General features: G+C 35.5%; 9 protein-coding genes. 3 read left to right on the forward strand and 6 right to left on the reverse strand.

Features of this window, described 5'->3' with window-relative positions; genetic code table 11:
* Positions 1–116: 116 nt before the first annotated feature.
* The 5 genes from AsAng_RS10890 to AsAng_RS10910 form a co-directional block, all read right to left on the reverse strand.
* Entirely contained in the window at positions 117–1,415 is a 1,299-nt protein-coding gene (locus AsAng_RS10890; protein ID WP_264792809.1) for an LVIVD repeat-containing protein, read from the reverse strand.
* Positions 1,416–1,727: 312 nt separating this feature from the next.
* A complete protein-coding gene (locus tag AsAng_RS10895) occupies positions 1,728–2,924 on the reverse strand; it encodes an LVIVD repeat-containing protein (RefSeq protein ID WP_264792810.1) in 1,197 nt (398 codons plus the stop codon).
* Positions 2,925–3,251: 327 nt separating this feature from the next.
* Positions 3,252–4,637 carry a hypothetical protein gene (locus tag AsAng_RS10900; protein WP_264792811.1) on the reverse strand — a complete coding sequence of 462 codons (1,386 nt, stop codon included), beginning with the start codon at positions 4,635–4,637 and terminating at the stop codon, positions 3,252–3,254.
* Positions 4,638–4,695: 58 nt separating this feature from the next.
* Positions 4,696–5,919 (reverse strand): serine hydrolase domain-containing protein, encoded by a 1,224-nt coding sequence (locus tag AsAng_RS10905; protein WP_264792812.1) that lies wholly within the window; start codon positions 5,917–5,919, stop codon positions 4,696–4,698.
* Between the two features lie 118 nt (positions 5,920–6,037).
* A complete protein-coding gene (locus tag AsAng_RS10910; protein ID WP_264792813.1) occupies positions 6,038–7,075 on the reverse strand; it encodes an ion transporter in 1,038 nt (345 codons plus the stop codon).
* A 528-nt stretch (positions 7,076–7,603) separates the two neighbouring features.
* On the opposite strand from AsAng_RS10910, the gene AsAng_RS10915 reads away from it, so the two are divergent.
* Positions 7,604–10,003, forward strand: a complete 2,400-nt coding sequence (locus tag AsAng_RS10915) for a DUF5686 and carboxypeptidase-like regulatory domain-containing protein (protein ID WP_264792814.1) — start codon at positions 7,604–7,606, stop codon at positions 10,001–10,003.
* Here AsAng_RS10915 and AsAng_RS10920 read toward each other — a convergent pair.
* Positions 9,975–14,777, reverse strand: coding sequence for a hypothetical protein (locus AsAng_RS10920; protein WP_264792815.1), 4,803 nt, complete (start codon positions 14,775–14,777; stop codon positions 9,975–9,977). The genes AsAng_RS10915 and AsAng_RS10920 overlap by 29 nt on opposite strands.
* Before the next feature lie 260 nt (positions 14,778–15,037).
* Here AsAng_RS10920 and AsAng_RS10925 point away from each other — a divergent pair, with 260 nt between their 5' ends.
* The gene (locus AsAng_RS10925; RefSeq protein WP_264792816.1) at positions 15,038–15,616 is read left to right on the forward strand and encodes a hypothetical protein; all 579 of its coding nucleotides are present in this window, start codon (positions 15,038–15,040) and stop codon (positions 15,614–15,616) included.
* A 201-nt stretch (positions 15,617–15,817) separates the two neighbouring features.
* On the forward strand, positions 15,818–15,955 hold the full coding sequence (locus AsAng_RS10930; protein WP_264792817.1) for a hypothetical protein: 138 nt from the start codon (positions 15,818–15,820) through the stop codon (positions 15,953–15,955).
* Positions 15,956–16,184: the final 229 nt, after the last annotated feature.

The raw sequence follows: 16,184 nt of genomic DNA on the forward strand, positions 1-16,184 counted from the left end.
TTTTATTTTTCTTATCAATAATCCATCCATTGGTAACTTCTTTTTTACAAAAGAAAAGCAATAGAGATAGGCAAATTGATGCGTTTACCTATCTCTACCCTATTTTTTTTAGGGATTTATTTTGCAACAGGTATATGACTTAACACCTGTAAGTTTGAAGGGTCTGATGTATTGTACTGGTGGAATCCATCTTCACCTACTACCAAAAGAACATTAGCATTTGGAATTGTAATCGCATCATAAGTAGCGATAGAAGCATCGTGGAACAATTGGTTTTGACCGATGTTTTGTTTGTTTGCAACATCAAATACTTTTAAACCAGCAGAACCATCGCATAGATATAGTTTATCGTTTTCAACACTTAAGCCATGTGGATTATGCATATCCGTAGAACTCACTAAAGAAGGGTTCAATACGTTAGTAATGTCAATAACATCCAACTGGTTGCTAAACGTTTGGCAATTAGTACCTCCACGCAATGTTACATAAGCAAAGTTACCATCAACAAATACAGGATCACAAGCTGTTGCATGCTGAAATTCACTAATGTAAGTAGGATTTTGAGGATTGGTATTGTCATAGATATACATTCCTGTATTACTACCAATAAATAATTTATCACCATAAGGGAAAATTGTTTCAATTCCCCAACCCATACCAATGGTAACTTGATTTACAGGAGTAGGATTCTCTGCATTAGTAATATCATAGATATTCATATTTTGCTCATCAACAATATAAAGGTTTTGACCATTGATTGCAAAACGAGCCATTGAACCTCCGATACCAATTGCTTCACGTCCTGATCCTGCAACAGAAGCAGAAACACCACCTGTATTATTGTTCATATCGACATTGTTCATTGCCATAGGATTATTTTGCATCCCTCCAAACTGTGCATTTTGGATAGCTACTTGGTCGTTACATTGTATTTCTTCTGTCACTTCTTCGCTATCGTAAGCAACCAATAAGCCCTCTGCACTACTACCATAACTTGGGAAAGCATCTTCTACTCTTTTTTTGAGGCGAACATCTTGAATATTGGATACATCTATTGCCAACAAATCAATGTAGTTATCAGCATAAAGTGTCGTACCACTCATAGCAATATCAATATTGCCAGGAATAGAGATAAATGCCAACTTATTAGGAGAAGCAGGATTAGCATTATCAATAACATGAACTCCTTCGCCTTTTTCATTAATTAGAATAAGGTTGCCATATAAATAGATTTTACCTGGATTTTTTAACTCTCTAGCAGGTTCTACAGTAGGATTGACCCGAATCTCATCCAGTGATTTATAAATGGGGGTATGTTTTGTGTATGTCATTACTCTTGTGCAGTCATCTTTAGCACAACTAACTAGTAAAAACAACATACAAAATGCGGCAAAAAACACATTCTTTCTGTACATAAAACTTAGTTTTAATGATTATTAAATAAATTAAGATAAGTATTGGTGTCCTTCATATAATATTTACATTTTCCCTTGTCCTCAAGAACGAGTTCTTTTAGAAATAAGTTAGAAAGTTTTAATAGTTTAACACGATTACATCTGTTAAATAAAGAAACTCAATCACACTATCGATAACATACCGAATGAAAAATAGGCTACCCTACCTTTAATTAAAAAAAATAAAAAAAGCCCCACAATTATTTATTGTAGGGCTTTAATTAAACAGCTATTATTAAGCAAGTTTTGTACTTTAATACTCTGTTTTTATGATTATGCTTCAATTGTAATTTCACTAATACGCTCCAAATTATTAGGATCCATTGCGTCGTACTGGAAGATTCCTTCTTTTCCGACTACAATCAACGTTCCATTATCCATATTAGGAATCACATCGTAAGCTTTGCGAATATCTCGATCTGCAAATTTTAAGTTGTCTAAAATATTTCTTTTGTCTGTAACATCAAACACTTTTAAGCCTTGGTTTCCATCGCAAAGAAATAGTGTATTGTTTTGTACACTTAAACCATGTGGGTTGTGCATTTGAAAATTCTTAACCAAGGTTGGGTTTTTAATATCTGAAATATCAACAACATCCAATTGGTTAATTGCACGGTCACAAGGTCCGCCGCTACGCAATGTTACATAAGCGTGCTTACCTGATACAACAACAGGATCACAAGCTATGGCATGCTCAAACTTGCTCAAAAAACGAGGATTGGCTGGATCTGAGTTATCATAGATATACATTCCTTCTGTTCCACCAATAAACAATTGTCCTTCGTGGGGGAAAATAGTTTCTACATTAAAATCCATAGCGATTTCATTCATCTTTTTAGGATTTTCAACATCTGTAATATCATATACGACCATGTTATTACCATCCAAGACATACAGGCTGTTATCAACAATGGTAAAACGAGCCATTGAACCACCAGCCCCAACAGGATTACCAGCACTAGCTGGTGCGCCATGAGAAACAGCTTGGAATTGGGTTCCTTTCATTCCCCCCATTGGTTCAAGACCATTATTCATAGCCAACAATTGTTCTCTACGTTCTTTTTCAAACACTTTAAAAGCATTCTTTACTCGCTTAATAGCTCCTGTTTTGGTATTCAAAGCCACTAAATCCATGTAGTTATCTGCATAAATAACATCTCCTTTTACGGCTACATCTATGTTGCCAGGTATTTTTATAAAACCAACTTTTTTAGGCTCTTGTGGGTTTTCATTAAAAACCATATGAATACCTTTTCCCATTTCATTGATAAGGATCATATCGTCTTTCACATAAATTTTTCCAGGATTGGTTAACTTACGAGCTTCTTGTAGTTCTATACCTTGCTTACGCATTTCATCAGATGTTTTGTAGCTAATCTGATTGTTATTAGCATCTGTATTGGCATCACTACATCCAATTAATAAGGAACTTGCGATTAGTGCTGCTCCAAATACAAACATTTTTTTCATCTTAATTATGAGTTTTATTATTAAACAAACGTTTATGTTTTTTTAGTAGAATATAAATCACTTATACGATAACTACTCTAAATTGTTCTCCATTTTGTTTTTAATAAAGTAATCTCGTGATCTATTGTTTATTAAATATAAATAATTTTATCCAAAAAATAGAAAACCAAATAGTTATTAAGTTTCCTTTAATAAATTATTTATTTTTTAACCAACCTTTTTTAGGTATTCGAGATACTTTAAATGAAGAATTTTTATTTGGGATAATACAATACACAACTCTATTTTTTATAATAAAGTTTCCTAAAATAGACAATTAACATTTAATTACAAGACCTCCTCGATTGGTCTTTGATTTCTAAGCTCCCAGATCAACATTCCAAATACCAACAGGTACTCTATTCCGATTACCCAAGAATTTTCTGCAAAATGCCCTCCTTGATAACTAATATAGGTGAGTCCTGCTAAAGCCGTCCATAGTAAAGCATAACGATAAGCCGTAAACACCGAAAAAAGCACCAATGTACTTAAATACCAAGGGTGAATGGTCGTCGCTAAAAAAAAATGGATAGAATAAATGAATAAAAAACTGCCTAAAAAATAGTGGGTGGACTGGCGAATGCCTTTTCGGATAGAAAGCAGTATTATTAACACTAAATCGACAATAGGCAGACTTTTTCGCAATAAGACATACAAATCTAATCGAAGTAAATTTTCTATTGGACCAATTCCTCTAAAGTAATCGTGATATTCCCACCATTGCCAATATTCATTAATCAAGCCATAACGCAAGGCATAATAAACACTTGCATTAAATTCAAAATGAGCAAAATACAAACCCATACTTGTTTTTATTTTTTGCAATAGCCCCAGATCAAAAAACAGGCAAAACAGCCCCAAATTTACAATTCCTACTACTCCACAATAAAACACGCCTTTTTTAAACCATAAACGATGCAACAACAATGGCATAAACATTAATGGGAGCAACTTAGCACCAACAGCCAGTGCAAAACTCAAGGCAGAATAACCCAATTGTTCTTTTAATAGCCAATAAATTGACAAGGTTAAGAAAAAAATCATTATGCTCTCTGTGTGCAAATTCCCTGACAACTCAATAATTACTAAGGGATTAAAAGCATAGAAAAAAGCTAAATAAATGGGTTGTTTTAAATGTTCTAATACTTTTGTGAGAAGCAGTATCGTTCCTGCTTCTAAACATAAAACCAATGCACTCAAAATAATCAGGCTTGCCCAAACATTGTCTAAACATAAAAAACTTGCTGCGGCAAAGAAAAATTGAGTGACAGGGGGATATACAGAGTAAAAGTCTGGTGAGTTTAAATGTTCGTACAGTTGCCCTAAGTACGCCTCTTTGTAAACAGCCGTATCCACTAACTCAGAAGGAAGAAATTGATAGGGGTTTAGCCCACTACTCAGCAAACGGCCATCCCACAGGTATCGCCAAAAATCATCTGACAATTCGGGCGAAGCCAATAAAAAAACGCCTCTAAATGCCAGAGCAGCAGCTATAAAATAGTTAATTTTTAGCGGCTTAAATAACTTAGGTGCATGATAACACCAATAAAAATACCCTCCAAACAACAGTAAATATAAACCTGCAAAAGGTTCAAAAGAAGTTCGTGGTATAAGATAACCTATTATAGCATAAGCCACAATAGAACCGATAAATAGTATGTAATTCGTTTTCATAAAAAATGGTTTAAACAAGGGTTTAAGTCAACCATTTTTATTAAAAAATCAATTATAACTAGCTTGTTACGCTAGGAGCAAAATACATTTCAAAAAAAGCATGCACACAGGTAGAAGATAAATCATTTTTAGAAGCATTGGTCAAAAAGACAATCCCAACATCTTCTTTAGGGCAAAATCCCATTTCAGGTCTATAGCCTCTTACATATCCACCATGATAAACAATTCTATTTTTTTTATAATTAAAAATGCGCCAGCCCATTCCATACCAAGCCTCTGATAAACCAGGTGCCCAAGTTTCGTAATATTTAGAATCATCATTGATTGGGATATGTGGCTTAAAAATTTCATTCAATACATTTTTGGGAATTACATCTGGACGATGTCCCAACATAGCTTTTAACCAAAGTGCCATATCCGATATACTTGCATTAACCCCTGCTGCAGGGCCTACATTGTACCACTTTTTGCGAATATTGACATCATTCCAGCCCCTTCTATTGCTAAAAGTATGGGGAAACCCTTTGTTTTCATTCGCCATCATAGCTCCATAACCACTTGAGGCATCCTCCATCCCCAAAGGATTAAAAATCATAGAATCCAACAAAGCTTCATAAGATAAATTGGTTACTGATTTTCCAATTTCGCTAATGGCACTAAAGATTGCATTTTGATAGGCAAATTTCTCAGCAGGCTTTGCTTCAATAACTGCATTTTTTAAGCCACGAAGAATACTAGTGCAAGACAAATTTTTGGTTATAAGGCTTGTGCCAGAATACTCTTTTAAACCCGTGGTATGGCTAAGTGTATGCCGAATTGTAAGCGCTTCTGTTTGTTTCCTGCTTCTCAACCTAAAATTAGGTAGATGTGCTTTTACCTTATCATTCCAGTTTATATAGCCTTTATGCACTAATAAGCCTGCCAAAACAGCAGCAAATCCTTTGGATACAGAAGCTAGTCTAAAAACAGTATGCTCATCTACAAGCGCTTCTTTTCCTTTTTTTCGAATGCCATAGGTATTTACACTGACAACCTCCCCATCTTTAACAATCGCATAAGCCAAACCAGGCAAATCCAATTCTTCAGATTTCCCTCGAATGAACTCTTCGTATTGCTTAATTAAATTACGCATTCGAATTTCTTCAGGGTCAGGCTCATTAAGCAACTTTGCCTTTTTTCCTTTTTCAGCTAATTTCAACGCCTCTTCTGAAGGTCCATTATTACAATTTCCAAATAGGACAGTAATCCCAACTAAAAGAATCCACTTCCAAACTATCTTCACTTCTTTATCTTGTTTTTCTTGTTTAGGTAAAAAATTAACCGTTAGGTTCTTTCAAGCTCCTAAGTAGTTAAGAGAAAAATTTATCCTATTGTCTGTCTATATTGTTAACACATCTTGCTTAGACATGTTCATGATTAGATTCATGATCTAATTTTTCGCCACAATAAGGGCAATAAATAAAAGCCTTACCAAAATGTTGCCCACAATCATGTTTAGCGTTGGTTCTTGGCACAGCAGTTGGTCTATCTAATTCTTCAGGAACGCTTTTTTCGCCTCCCTCATCCATTTTCTTGGTATTGATTTTTTGAAATTGAGCTTGTGGTAAATTTCCTTTGGGAACATAATTATCAATCTCTTCTTCCTTAATGGTGCCATCTTCCAATTTTTCGATAAAAGCAGAACTCAAAATACCTGCTGGCAAAGCAACCAAACCAATTCCAAGCAATGCGATTAAGCCCGACAAAAACTTCCCCAAGGGAGTAATGGGAAAAACATCACCATACCCCACCGTTGTTAAAGTAGCAATTGCCCACCAAAATGAAGCAACAATATTGGGAAACAATTCGGGTTGCACAGGTCCTTCTACGTACCACATTAAGGTAGCAGATACCAATAATAACACAAAGGTCACAAACATGGTAATTCCCAAATCGTGGCGCTTTTCTGTAAAAACTTCGGCAACCACTGTAATCGAATTGGTAAAGGAATTCATCTTAAAAATTCTCAACAAACGAGTAATTTTTAGGATTCTAATAAAACGAAAATCACTTCTTCCGAATTCTCTCAACCCAAAGAAGGACATAAAATGGAAGAAAATAGGTGCAATGGCTATCAAATCTACAATTCCTGTTCCAGAAGTTATAAACCGCCAAGCAGCAGCAGACCAGTTGTCAATGTCTTTGTATTTATAGTCAGCGGTAAAAACCCTAAGCACATATTCAACAGTAAAAATACCCAGTGTTATATTCTCAAATTGGTCAAAGTAATAGCCATATTGCGTTCTTAATCCTGCAAAGGACTCTAAGACGATTGTTACAATGCTCAACAAGATGAGTCCTGTAATAAAAATCTCAAACGACTGACTTCCTATACTTTGTTCTTCATCATTGTCTATAAAATGGTATATGTGTTCTCTTAATCCTCGTTTTTCAGACATACAATCAGCTTCTATAGTTTTTATGTTTTGTTCTTTGATAACTTCTAGTTTGTCAAAGCATTTAAGTCAATCGCTTTGTTTCGGCTACTTTGAGCTACCAAAGTTCCTTATTTTACAAGTTACAAAGCTTAAGATAAAAAACAAAACGCTTATTCCATATTAATCCTTCTTTTGTCATATTTTTTTATGATTTTGTAAAAAAAAACAGCTCAGTTTGTACTTCAAATCGCAGGTTAATAAGTTAAAAACATTGGTTCTTTGACAAATTGTGTGGAATCGTAAACTACCTTGCCTGCTTATTACTACTTTTGTTATAAGTTATAGGTCGTAAGTCGTATGCCCTGTATTTACAGGAACTAAGCATACAACTTACGACCTATAACTTTCTTCTAAAAAAGTAGTTAAAAGCTTACCCTTTTTTAGTATTTACCACACGACTTATCAAAGAACCAAAATATTTAAAGCCTCATTTATTGCCTTTCTTTTTATAGCTTTGTCAACACATCTACAAAAACCTATTTTAGTACAATGAAGAAACTAGCCCCCCTTATTTTTTTTATATTCCTTTCCTTTTTGTGTAAGGCTCAATTTTTAGTTCAGGGCACTATTATCGATTCAATTAGTAAAACACCGCTTCCTTTTGTTAACATTAGTTTTAATGGTGATCCTCAATTGGGTACTACATCAGATATTGACGGATATTTTAGTTTTGAACACAATGCTTCTTTAGGCTCTATCCAATTGAGTTATGTTGGTTATCAAAGTCAATCAATTCCACTTGATAGTTCCAAAGAATCCCTCTTATTAAGTATGCAAAAGACGGATTTTGCACTAGAAGAAATAGTAGTAGTAGCTGGCGAAAATCCCGCTTACCGAATTATACGTCGTGCAGCTAAAAACAGAATACAGCACGATCCCGATCAAATACCTGCCTACACCTTTAGCAGTTATCATAAAATGAGGGTTTTTGACCAAAATAATCATCCCAACTTAACAGAGGACACTACTTTTTCTCAAAAACTGGATTTTTATTATACCATGATGGAAATTCTATCTGAAACGCAATATATAGCCCCCGATAAGCAACAAGAAACCATCATAGCGAGCAAGGTATCTGGTTTTAAAGCTCCTACTTTTGTTACCGCTTTTGCAGAAATACAGCCCACTAGTTTTCACAAAGAAAACTTTCTCATTTTAGACAAAGAATACCTAAATCCTATCAGTACAGGCTGCTTAAAAAAGTATGAATATCGCTTAGAAGATACCATTTATCAAGCACAAGATACCGTCTATATGATTAGTTTTTTTCCTAGAAAGGGGAAAAACTTTGATGCTCTCAAAGGTATTCTATACATCAACACCAATGGTTATGCCATTCAAAATGTATTGGCAGAGCCCGCAGGAAGACAAAAAATTCATCTAAAAATAGAGCAACAATATACATTTATCGATCAACAAAAATGGTTTCCTACCCAACTCAATTTTGAAATTGAATTGGCTCCTAGAAAAACGGATACCTTTACCGTTCAAGGCAAAAAATACCTGAGCAATATCAATTTATCGCCCTCACTTACGCCTAAAGATTTTGGTCTTAACAAGGTCAATATTCGAGAAGATGCCCACCTCAAGGATAGTACGTATTGGATAGCACACCGAAAGTATCAATTGAGTGCCAAAGAAAAAAAGACCTATCAGGTTATTGACAAAGTAGCACAAGGGCTTCCCATTGAATTATTAATGGGGGTTATCAATGAATTGGGAGAAGAACGCATTCAACTAGGTCCTTTGTCTGTCAATTACACGCAAATAATGGAATTTAATTTGCACGAACAATTTCGATTGGGTCTAGGACTATATAGCAGTTACAAATGGTGTCCTTATTTTTCTGTTGGTGGTTATTTTGCGCATGGTTTTAAAGATAAAAAATGGAAGTATGGCGGCAGTATTACCTTTCGTCCCAATCCTACAAAAGATTTTGGTTTTCAATTGAGTTATATAGATGATATTATAGAACCTGCCTCGATTATTCAAAACACGCATTCTTTGTCCAAAATGGTGCTGCCCAACCAAAGTTTTACTCGACGCAATGTACTGGATCAGATGGACAAAACCTATGAAATGGAGGTTTCTGCTTATTTCAGATCCTTTCGTTACCTTAGAACACGTATTTTTGGCAACTGGAGTTACAAAATTCCACTTTATGCGTATCGTTTTGCACTAAATAGTGAATCTCATCAGCAATTTAAATTTGCTCGAATTGGCATACAGTTTCGCTTTTCTTACAAAGAAGATTATATAAAAATAGGTTCTAGCAATGTAGGCATAAGAAGCCGCTATCCCGTTCTCTATTTCAGCTACACCAAAGGGTTAAAAGGTTTTTTAGATGGTGGGTTTGATTATCATAAAATTGTTGCAGGCTTACAAAGTAGTTTTTTCATCAAGGGTTTTGGTCGCACCTCTTGGTTTGTACAAGGAGGCTGGGTAGGGGGCGAAACGCCCTATCCGATCTTATTTAATGGTCGGGGCAGTTATGACCGTTGGAGAATGTTTTTGATTAAAAACACCTTTCAAACCATGCGCCCCAATGAGTTTTTGTCCAACAAATTTGTATCTATTTTCCTAGAGCATAATTTTGGTAATTTATTGTTTAACAGTCCTAATTTTAAGCCCGAAGTGAAGCTTTATCAAGCCATTGGTTTTGGGTGGCTTGACCGACCAGAACAGCATCAAGATATTGTGGTGCAAGACATGAGAAAAGGGTATTTTGAAAGTGGCTTGATGCTCTCTAATCTCATTCGTTTGCCCATTTTTAACTTTGGTTATTTTGGGCTTGGAGCAGGTGTTTTTGTACGCTATGGTCCTTATTATTTACCCAATGCTATCATGGATAATATTGCCTTTAAAATTGATCTATCATTTTCTTTTTAAATACATCGTACATTTTAAGGGTTCCCAATACCAATTCTAGCGTATTCCCATTGGCAGTTGTGACCAAGCGTTCTTTTCTTTTTAGGTTGGTTATTGCCTTGTTATAAATAGGATTGTTAGAAACCGTAATTAATTTGCCATTTTGATAATGAAAATAATACCAATTACCACTGGCTGCGGTTAGATAATAAATGAGTGCATCGCCGTCCCGATCATTGGGCAGAATTGCTAGTTTTCCATCTACTAATTGTCCAAGGTGCTGACTTCCGATGCTGACCAACTGTAACGATTTATTTTTAGATTGAAAGGACATCGTTTTAGCATTCCAAAACAAAGGATTATGGATGAAAAAGAAATCCTGTCTTTTATTTTTAGGCAATTGTAAGTCACCCTGATTTTTAAACCTTTTCCACAATCTATCAAACAAGTTTTTGTCCTTTATCCAATTTTGTAAATGCTGTGCAAAATCAAGCTTATTGATACGGTTATAATCCAAAGGGTGTTTTAGGTTTTCGTCAGACAAAAAATCAGCCACCATCAATGCCTTAAGAACAGTGGGCAATTTAAAATCAATTCCCATCGTTATTTCAAAATGACAGTCCTTTTCTGAGTTGAGTAGATAGGTACAATTCCCTACCATGTCCAAGCCGATTTGAGGCATTCCCTTTTTATTAAATCCCTTATCCCAATTAAATCGCCCATCAATGACAACTTTTTGGCGCTGTTCATTTATTTTCAATACATCTCCCACTGTATTCCCCGCTAACAACCTAGCAGCACTCCCCCAGCAATAATTGCCATGCTCTGAATCAAATTTAAAAATATCGATTGTTTCAAAAATGGCTCGATCACTTGCCCGCTTTGGAGCACCCAAAATAGTAGTGTACAAACCGATAGAATCCAAATTTAGGTACAAACCTGTATATAAATTTTTATTGCTAAGTTGCTTCGATCGTTGGAGTTGAAGATATACATTTTGCTTGTCTATGCTTGACTGAATAGGAAACCATTGTTGATTGGGGAAGATAGAAGAGGCAAGTTTAGCTTCTCCTTCAAAAGATAATAACTTAGATTGCGCATAAAGTTTAACCTTCCCCTTAAATTGAAGGTGCTGCCCCAAATAAAAACTAGCACTTTCATCTATTTTACCTTCTGCTGTTGTTACGGATTCGTGCTCAGATACTCGTTGCGTTTGAAGATTAGGCAATGCAATTTTTTGAAGCCTACCATTTCCCCAATCAAAGGTCAAAAAACCTTTTCCCTTATATGCATTCTTGTTTAAAATACTTATTTCAGCATCCTGAATTAGGTGATTTTGATGCAAGGTATCCGCAATAACAATGGCTCCTTTTAAGGGCTTTAGTTTAGCGGCTCCTTCTAGTAATACCTGCCCCTTATTAGGGTAAATAAACGCATCTGCTACCCGAATGTAATCCACGCCATCAATTTTAAGCTGCCCTGTTTCCAAATTATAATCCGCCTTTGTTCCTTTAAATTTCAAAGCGTCTTGCGCTGCCTCCGTTGCTAAAAAGAACCCCTTTTTACCATTTGTCCTTTCCATCAAGATATGGTTCGTTGCCATATTCCAATGAAATTGATCCAAAGAAGTTTGATATTTATTATAGGGCAATTCTGTAATCAAATTTTCTTCTTGAACAATAAAATCAGCGATCTTTTGCTTAAAGTCAATCTTCAACGCAACATTTTCATTTTCAAAACCAAATTTTTGTGCCCCATTTGCTTTTAGTATAACAGCAGCCGAAGATGAACTCAGCCCATTCTGTCCAAATTCATAATCTCCCTTAGGGTTTGACTCAATGGTAGCTCCTGACCAATCAAAAGTCCCTCGACCTTTTAATCCTTCGGTTGTCAAAGTTAGCTGACCATCTAAGGAACAATTTTGTTGCTCAAACAATCGAAAAGGGAAACCTTCCCCTAAGGCAGAATTTAGGCATAGGCTATCTTGGTAAGGCAACCAACGCACCTTTATATTTTCGCCTTCTACCCTAGGAAATTCAATTCCTGCCTGCACAGAAGCACTCAAACTAAACTGTTCAACAGCATTAGCCGTTAACAATTCTGGCAAAAAAGTAATCGCATTGGCTAGCATTGAAGCGCCTAAGCAACTGAATCTGCCCTTGCCCATCAAGCCTGCATTAGAAAGTTCTAAAACACCACTAAAGGTTCCCAAGCCATTTTTTAGATGGCGACAATAAATAGCCTCAGGCTTATGATTGGGAATAAGCATCCTAAACCCCAAAGACAAATCGTGGTACATCACCCTCAATGGCGTTGTTATAGGAGCAAAAATATTGGCAGCATACAAACTCCCATTAAATGACAATTGCGCTGGTTTTAACTCATCTAAAGCATTGAGAACAAATGGTTCTAACTGATAATAAAACGTTGCTCTAGGATAGCTGTTTTTGCCTTGAAGATTTCGTTGGTCATAATAGGCCCTAGAAAAAGTCGTTGATTCAAAAGAAGGAAATTTAGTCGCACTCTTTTTTCGTCCAGATTTATTGGTGGGTGAATCTATTGATAAAACACCTTTTGCTCCTTCTAAAACCGTCTGAATCGCTTCCAATTCTCTCGTCGGATTTCCTTGTGAATCAACCGCTCTTGCAGGAGGGGAATTTTCTTTTTGTTGCGCCCACTGGTTGTTGTATTTTTTGCGTTTATAAATAAAAAAATTTAGCCTATCGATCTTTTCCAAGCCCACTTGGTAAGTCGTATAATTAAACTTAAAATCTCGCCCTAAAAAATCACAATTTCCTGCACTTAATTGCCCCTCAAAATGTAGATTTCCCTTCTCCAAACAACGCACAGTCTTCTGTGGCTGCACAAAAACTTGTTGAGAATCGCTCAATAAAAATTGACGAACTCCAAAAACCGCAAGTTCTTTTTTATCAATATTTAAAACTGCATTGTTTTTTTTACTTTTTGAGTTAGAAGGCAAGGCTAACAACCTTATTTTATCATAATCGTGTTCAATTTTTTGCCGATTGGTAGATGTTATATAATGAAATAACTTTTTGCGCAATCGCAGCCTGCCCTTTGATTTATTATAAATCAAAAAACCATCTTTTTCCATCCGTAGATACAAGGGCAATGTGGTTTCTTTATTAAACGTTGAGTTGGCAATTAGAGTGGGCATTTTTTTTACATCCATTGCCGCAAATCGGTACAACAGACCACTTCCTCGCATAAAATCGCTAAAATCCTGTTGTTCTTCTATTATTTTAAAACTCGTATTTTTTCGAGCACGTTGAATCTCATTGGAGGTCATCAAAATGACCTTTTCCATTCGCTTATCCAAGACCAAAGCCAAGTCGTTTGCATCCAGCCAATGTTCAGATGGATTAAGATTAGTATCAATAGATGCGTTCAATTTTATTCCATACAACCCCATTTTAATAAGTGGATTAACCATTCCCAAGCTTTGATAAGCAGTGACCAAACCTTCATCAAAATAAGCCTCTGAGGAAAAGAGGGCATTTTGATTATTATCACCAAATGCTATCGTATTGCTATCGATCTGCCACTCTACCCTATTCGCAGTTATGTTCATCGCCTGTAAGGAGTTGGCATAAGCCACTTCCGAAATTTTTCGTTGGGTTCGAGTTAATAGGATGGTTCTTAACTTGGGGTCGTATAAAAAATTAATCTCAGGATGGCAGATCGAATCTAAACTTCCATTTACACCATGAAGATAAAGGGTTGTGGTTGCAGCAAGCGATTGAATCTGCCCATTTTTTAGCCAATCAAATGCAGCACTTTCAATCTTTGCAATACGCCGTTGCGCTTTATTTTGTAGGTAAATGGTTGCGGTTGTATCTACTTTGCCTAACAACTGAAGTTTTTCCCCTTCTAAAATCCAACCCCCTTTTGCCTTTATCCCTTTGCGTTCTTGCTCTAGTTCGGCAATCGCTGATTTAAAGATAGGATGGCGAAAAGAAGCAATACTTCTTTTCCTTATTTTATGGTCTAAAACTCCTTGCAAGGGCGGCGCATTTCCAAACCAATTATAAAGCCTTACCTCAGATGCACTATAAAAATCATGAACCGTATTGATCTGGTATTCGCCCAATAACGCATAGGGGCTTTGTTGATCCTTCTTCCTCCAATTGACCCTTCCGCCCAATCCTTCCCAATGCTTTTCCAAAGGAAAATAACTCCCCTGTGTATTTAGAATACTTAGCGAATCCTTTTGAGCATAACAATAAAGATTGGTTTTGGAGTAATTAACAGCCAAGCGCCCTTCTTCATAGCTCCAATCAAAAGATGAGCTTGAAGCAAGCCATTGATGGACTGCTTTTGGAGCTTCATACAATTGCCCTGTCTCCAAAAAAATACTAACCCATTTCAAATAGTCTTCTACTTTCGTATTAGCAGTTGTTTTGTCTAAAAATTGCCTAGTGATACGGAGCCACTTCTCCAATTCTGAAAACGAGAGCTGTTTATCTTTTGAAAAGGTATTTATAATGGTCAGTAAATACTGAAAAACAATAGCTTTTTGGGTATGTTTTAATAATTTGTTGCCAATTAAGGCGAGTGCCTGATAATGCGCTTTTGAGAGTTGTTGTTCTTCTTGCTGTCTCTTAAATTCGGCTAAGGTCAAGGCAGCAATTTTTGTTTTTTGAGGCTTCAACATTTTTTCAAAAAACTGATAGCAGGCTCTTGGGTCACTGGATATAGAATCTACATCTTGCCCCTTCAAACCAACATTAGTTAAACATAAGCAAACAAATAACAAGATTTTAAAACGTTTCATGCGAAAGGGTTTTAGTGTAAGGGTATTAGAAGTTATGACAAATGAAATGATATGGCTGCCAATTTATTTTTTCCTATACAATTCGTAATAACTTCTATTAGCTACGCTGATTTTTGGTTCCTAAAGCGATCATAACGGATGAAGATATTGCCTTTTTATACGAGATCTGGCGAAAAGTAACGTTCTAAATTCATTTTTATTTTGCAGATAATTTAAATTTAAATATATTTAATATTATTGCACATTTTAAAATTCCCCTCATGGCTAAGTTATTTAAAGGGCTTTTTTACCTGCTAAGTTTATGCTGTATTTTTATTGTTGGTTATGCGCTCCTCCAAAATTCGGGTGGGGAAAATTTATTTCAATCAACAACCCAAAACATTAAAGCGGCCAGCTTATTCTCCAATAATTTATCTGCACACAATTTGTTTTCTACTGTTGAATCCAAAATCGAAATTGACATCAAAAAGGGAAAGTTGTATTTGTATCCAACGCAAGTTGTCTATGCCACTAAAATAAACAATACCATGAGGATTGTTTATAAATCTGCTTCCAAAGAATACCGAACAGCAATTTTAAGCATTAATCTAAAAGACTTGTTAGACAAACTCCGCTCAACTAGAAATAGTGCTGATTTTATTGCCGAAAAAAGCTTTTTGGCAAATCTTAATTGCATTGAACGTTTCCAGAAAGAACTTAGAGAGGAATTTCGTTCAAAGGTTACCTATGATAAACATATCATCATGGAAGATGCTTTTAAAATAAAACTAACGCAAAAATTTGATGGTTCAAGCCTAATTGATAAGATTAATCACCGCCATTTTGTAGAAACAAACTAACACGCTCAAAAAAATTTAAAATTTTTTTTGCTGGATTTCAATTCAAAAACTTAGGATTTCAACTCTAAATGTTGGCAGTTCATTTTTCGTCTTTTTCTACCCCTTTTTTTTCTTATAATTTTATTTCATCTTTGTATAACAACAGATGGTCAAAATTTTGCATTGATCCAATCTATTTTTCACAATTAAAAAACTAAGAAAATGAGCAAGAAAATTGATCCAAAAGACAATCAATCGAATCAACAGAATGCCAACAAAGGAACAGATGGAACGAACAAACAGTACGATCAAGCCCAAGGCAATCGAGGAACACAACTAAATCCCAATCAGAAAGATTAAGGTAGATTTTAAATTATTTATTCCACAATTAAATCATTAATACGATGAGCAAGACTAAAAACCGCCCGTCAAATGGGCCAAGTACTACAGGCAATAAATCAGGGAAAGGAAGAGGCAACAATCCGCCTGCTCCAAAGCCTAAAAAAACGTAGTTTTACCTAAGTACAGAATGAGTCAATGCAATTGTTGTTAAATTGGCTCATTCTTAAATAACTAAGCACAATCAATT

The organism is Aureispira anguillae (assembly GCF_026000115.1).
Lineage (GTDB): Bacteria > Bacteroidota > Bacteroidia > Chitinophagales > Saprospiraceae > Aureispira > Aureispira anguillae.

Bases quoted from the DNA above. Each gene is read 5' to 3' on its own strand.
- AsAng_RS10910 (WP_264792813.1), bottom strand. From the start codon at position 7,075: ATGTCTGAAAAACGAGGATTAAGAGAACACATATACCATTTTATAGAC.
- AsAng_RS10920 (WP_264792815.1), bottom strand. From the start codon at position 14,777: ATGAAACGTTTTAAAATCTTGTTATTTGTTTGCTTATGTTTAACTAAT.
- AsAng_RS10890 (WP_264792809.1), bottom strand. From the start codon at position 1,415: ATGTACAGAAAGAATGTGTTTTTTGCCGCATTTTGTATGTTGTTTTTA.
- AsAng_RS10900 (WP_264792811.1), bottom strand. From the start codon at position 4,637: ATGAAAACGAATTACATACTATTTATCGGTTCTATTGTGGCTTATGCT.
- AsAng_RS10915 (WP_264792814.1), top strand. From the start codon at position 7,604: ATGAAGAAACTAGCCCCCCTTATTTTTTTTATATTCCTTTCCTTTTTG.
- AsAng_RS10925 (WP_264792816.1), top strand. From the start codon at position 15,038: ATGGCTAAGTTATTTAAAGGGCTTTTTTACCTGCTAAGTTTATGCTGT.
- AsAng_RS10930 (WP_264792817.1), top strand. From the start codon at position 15,818: ATGAGCAAGAAAATTGATCCAAAAGACAATCAATCGAATCAACAGAAT.
- AsAng_RS10895 (WP_264792810.1), bottom strand. From the start codon at position 2,924: ATGAAAAAAATGTTTGTATTTGGAGCAGCACTAATCGCAAGTTCCTTA.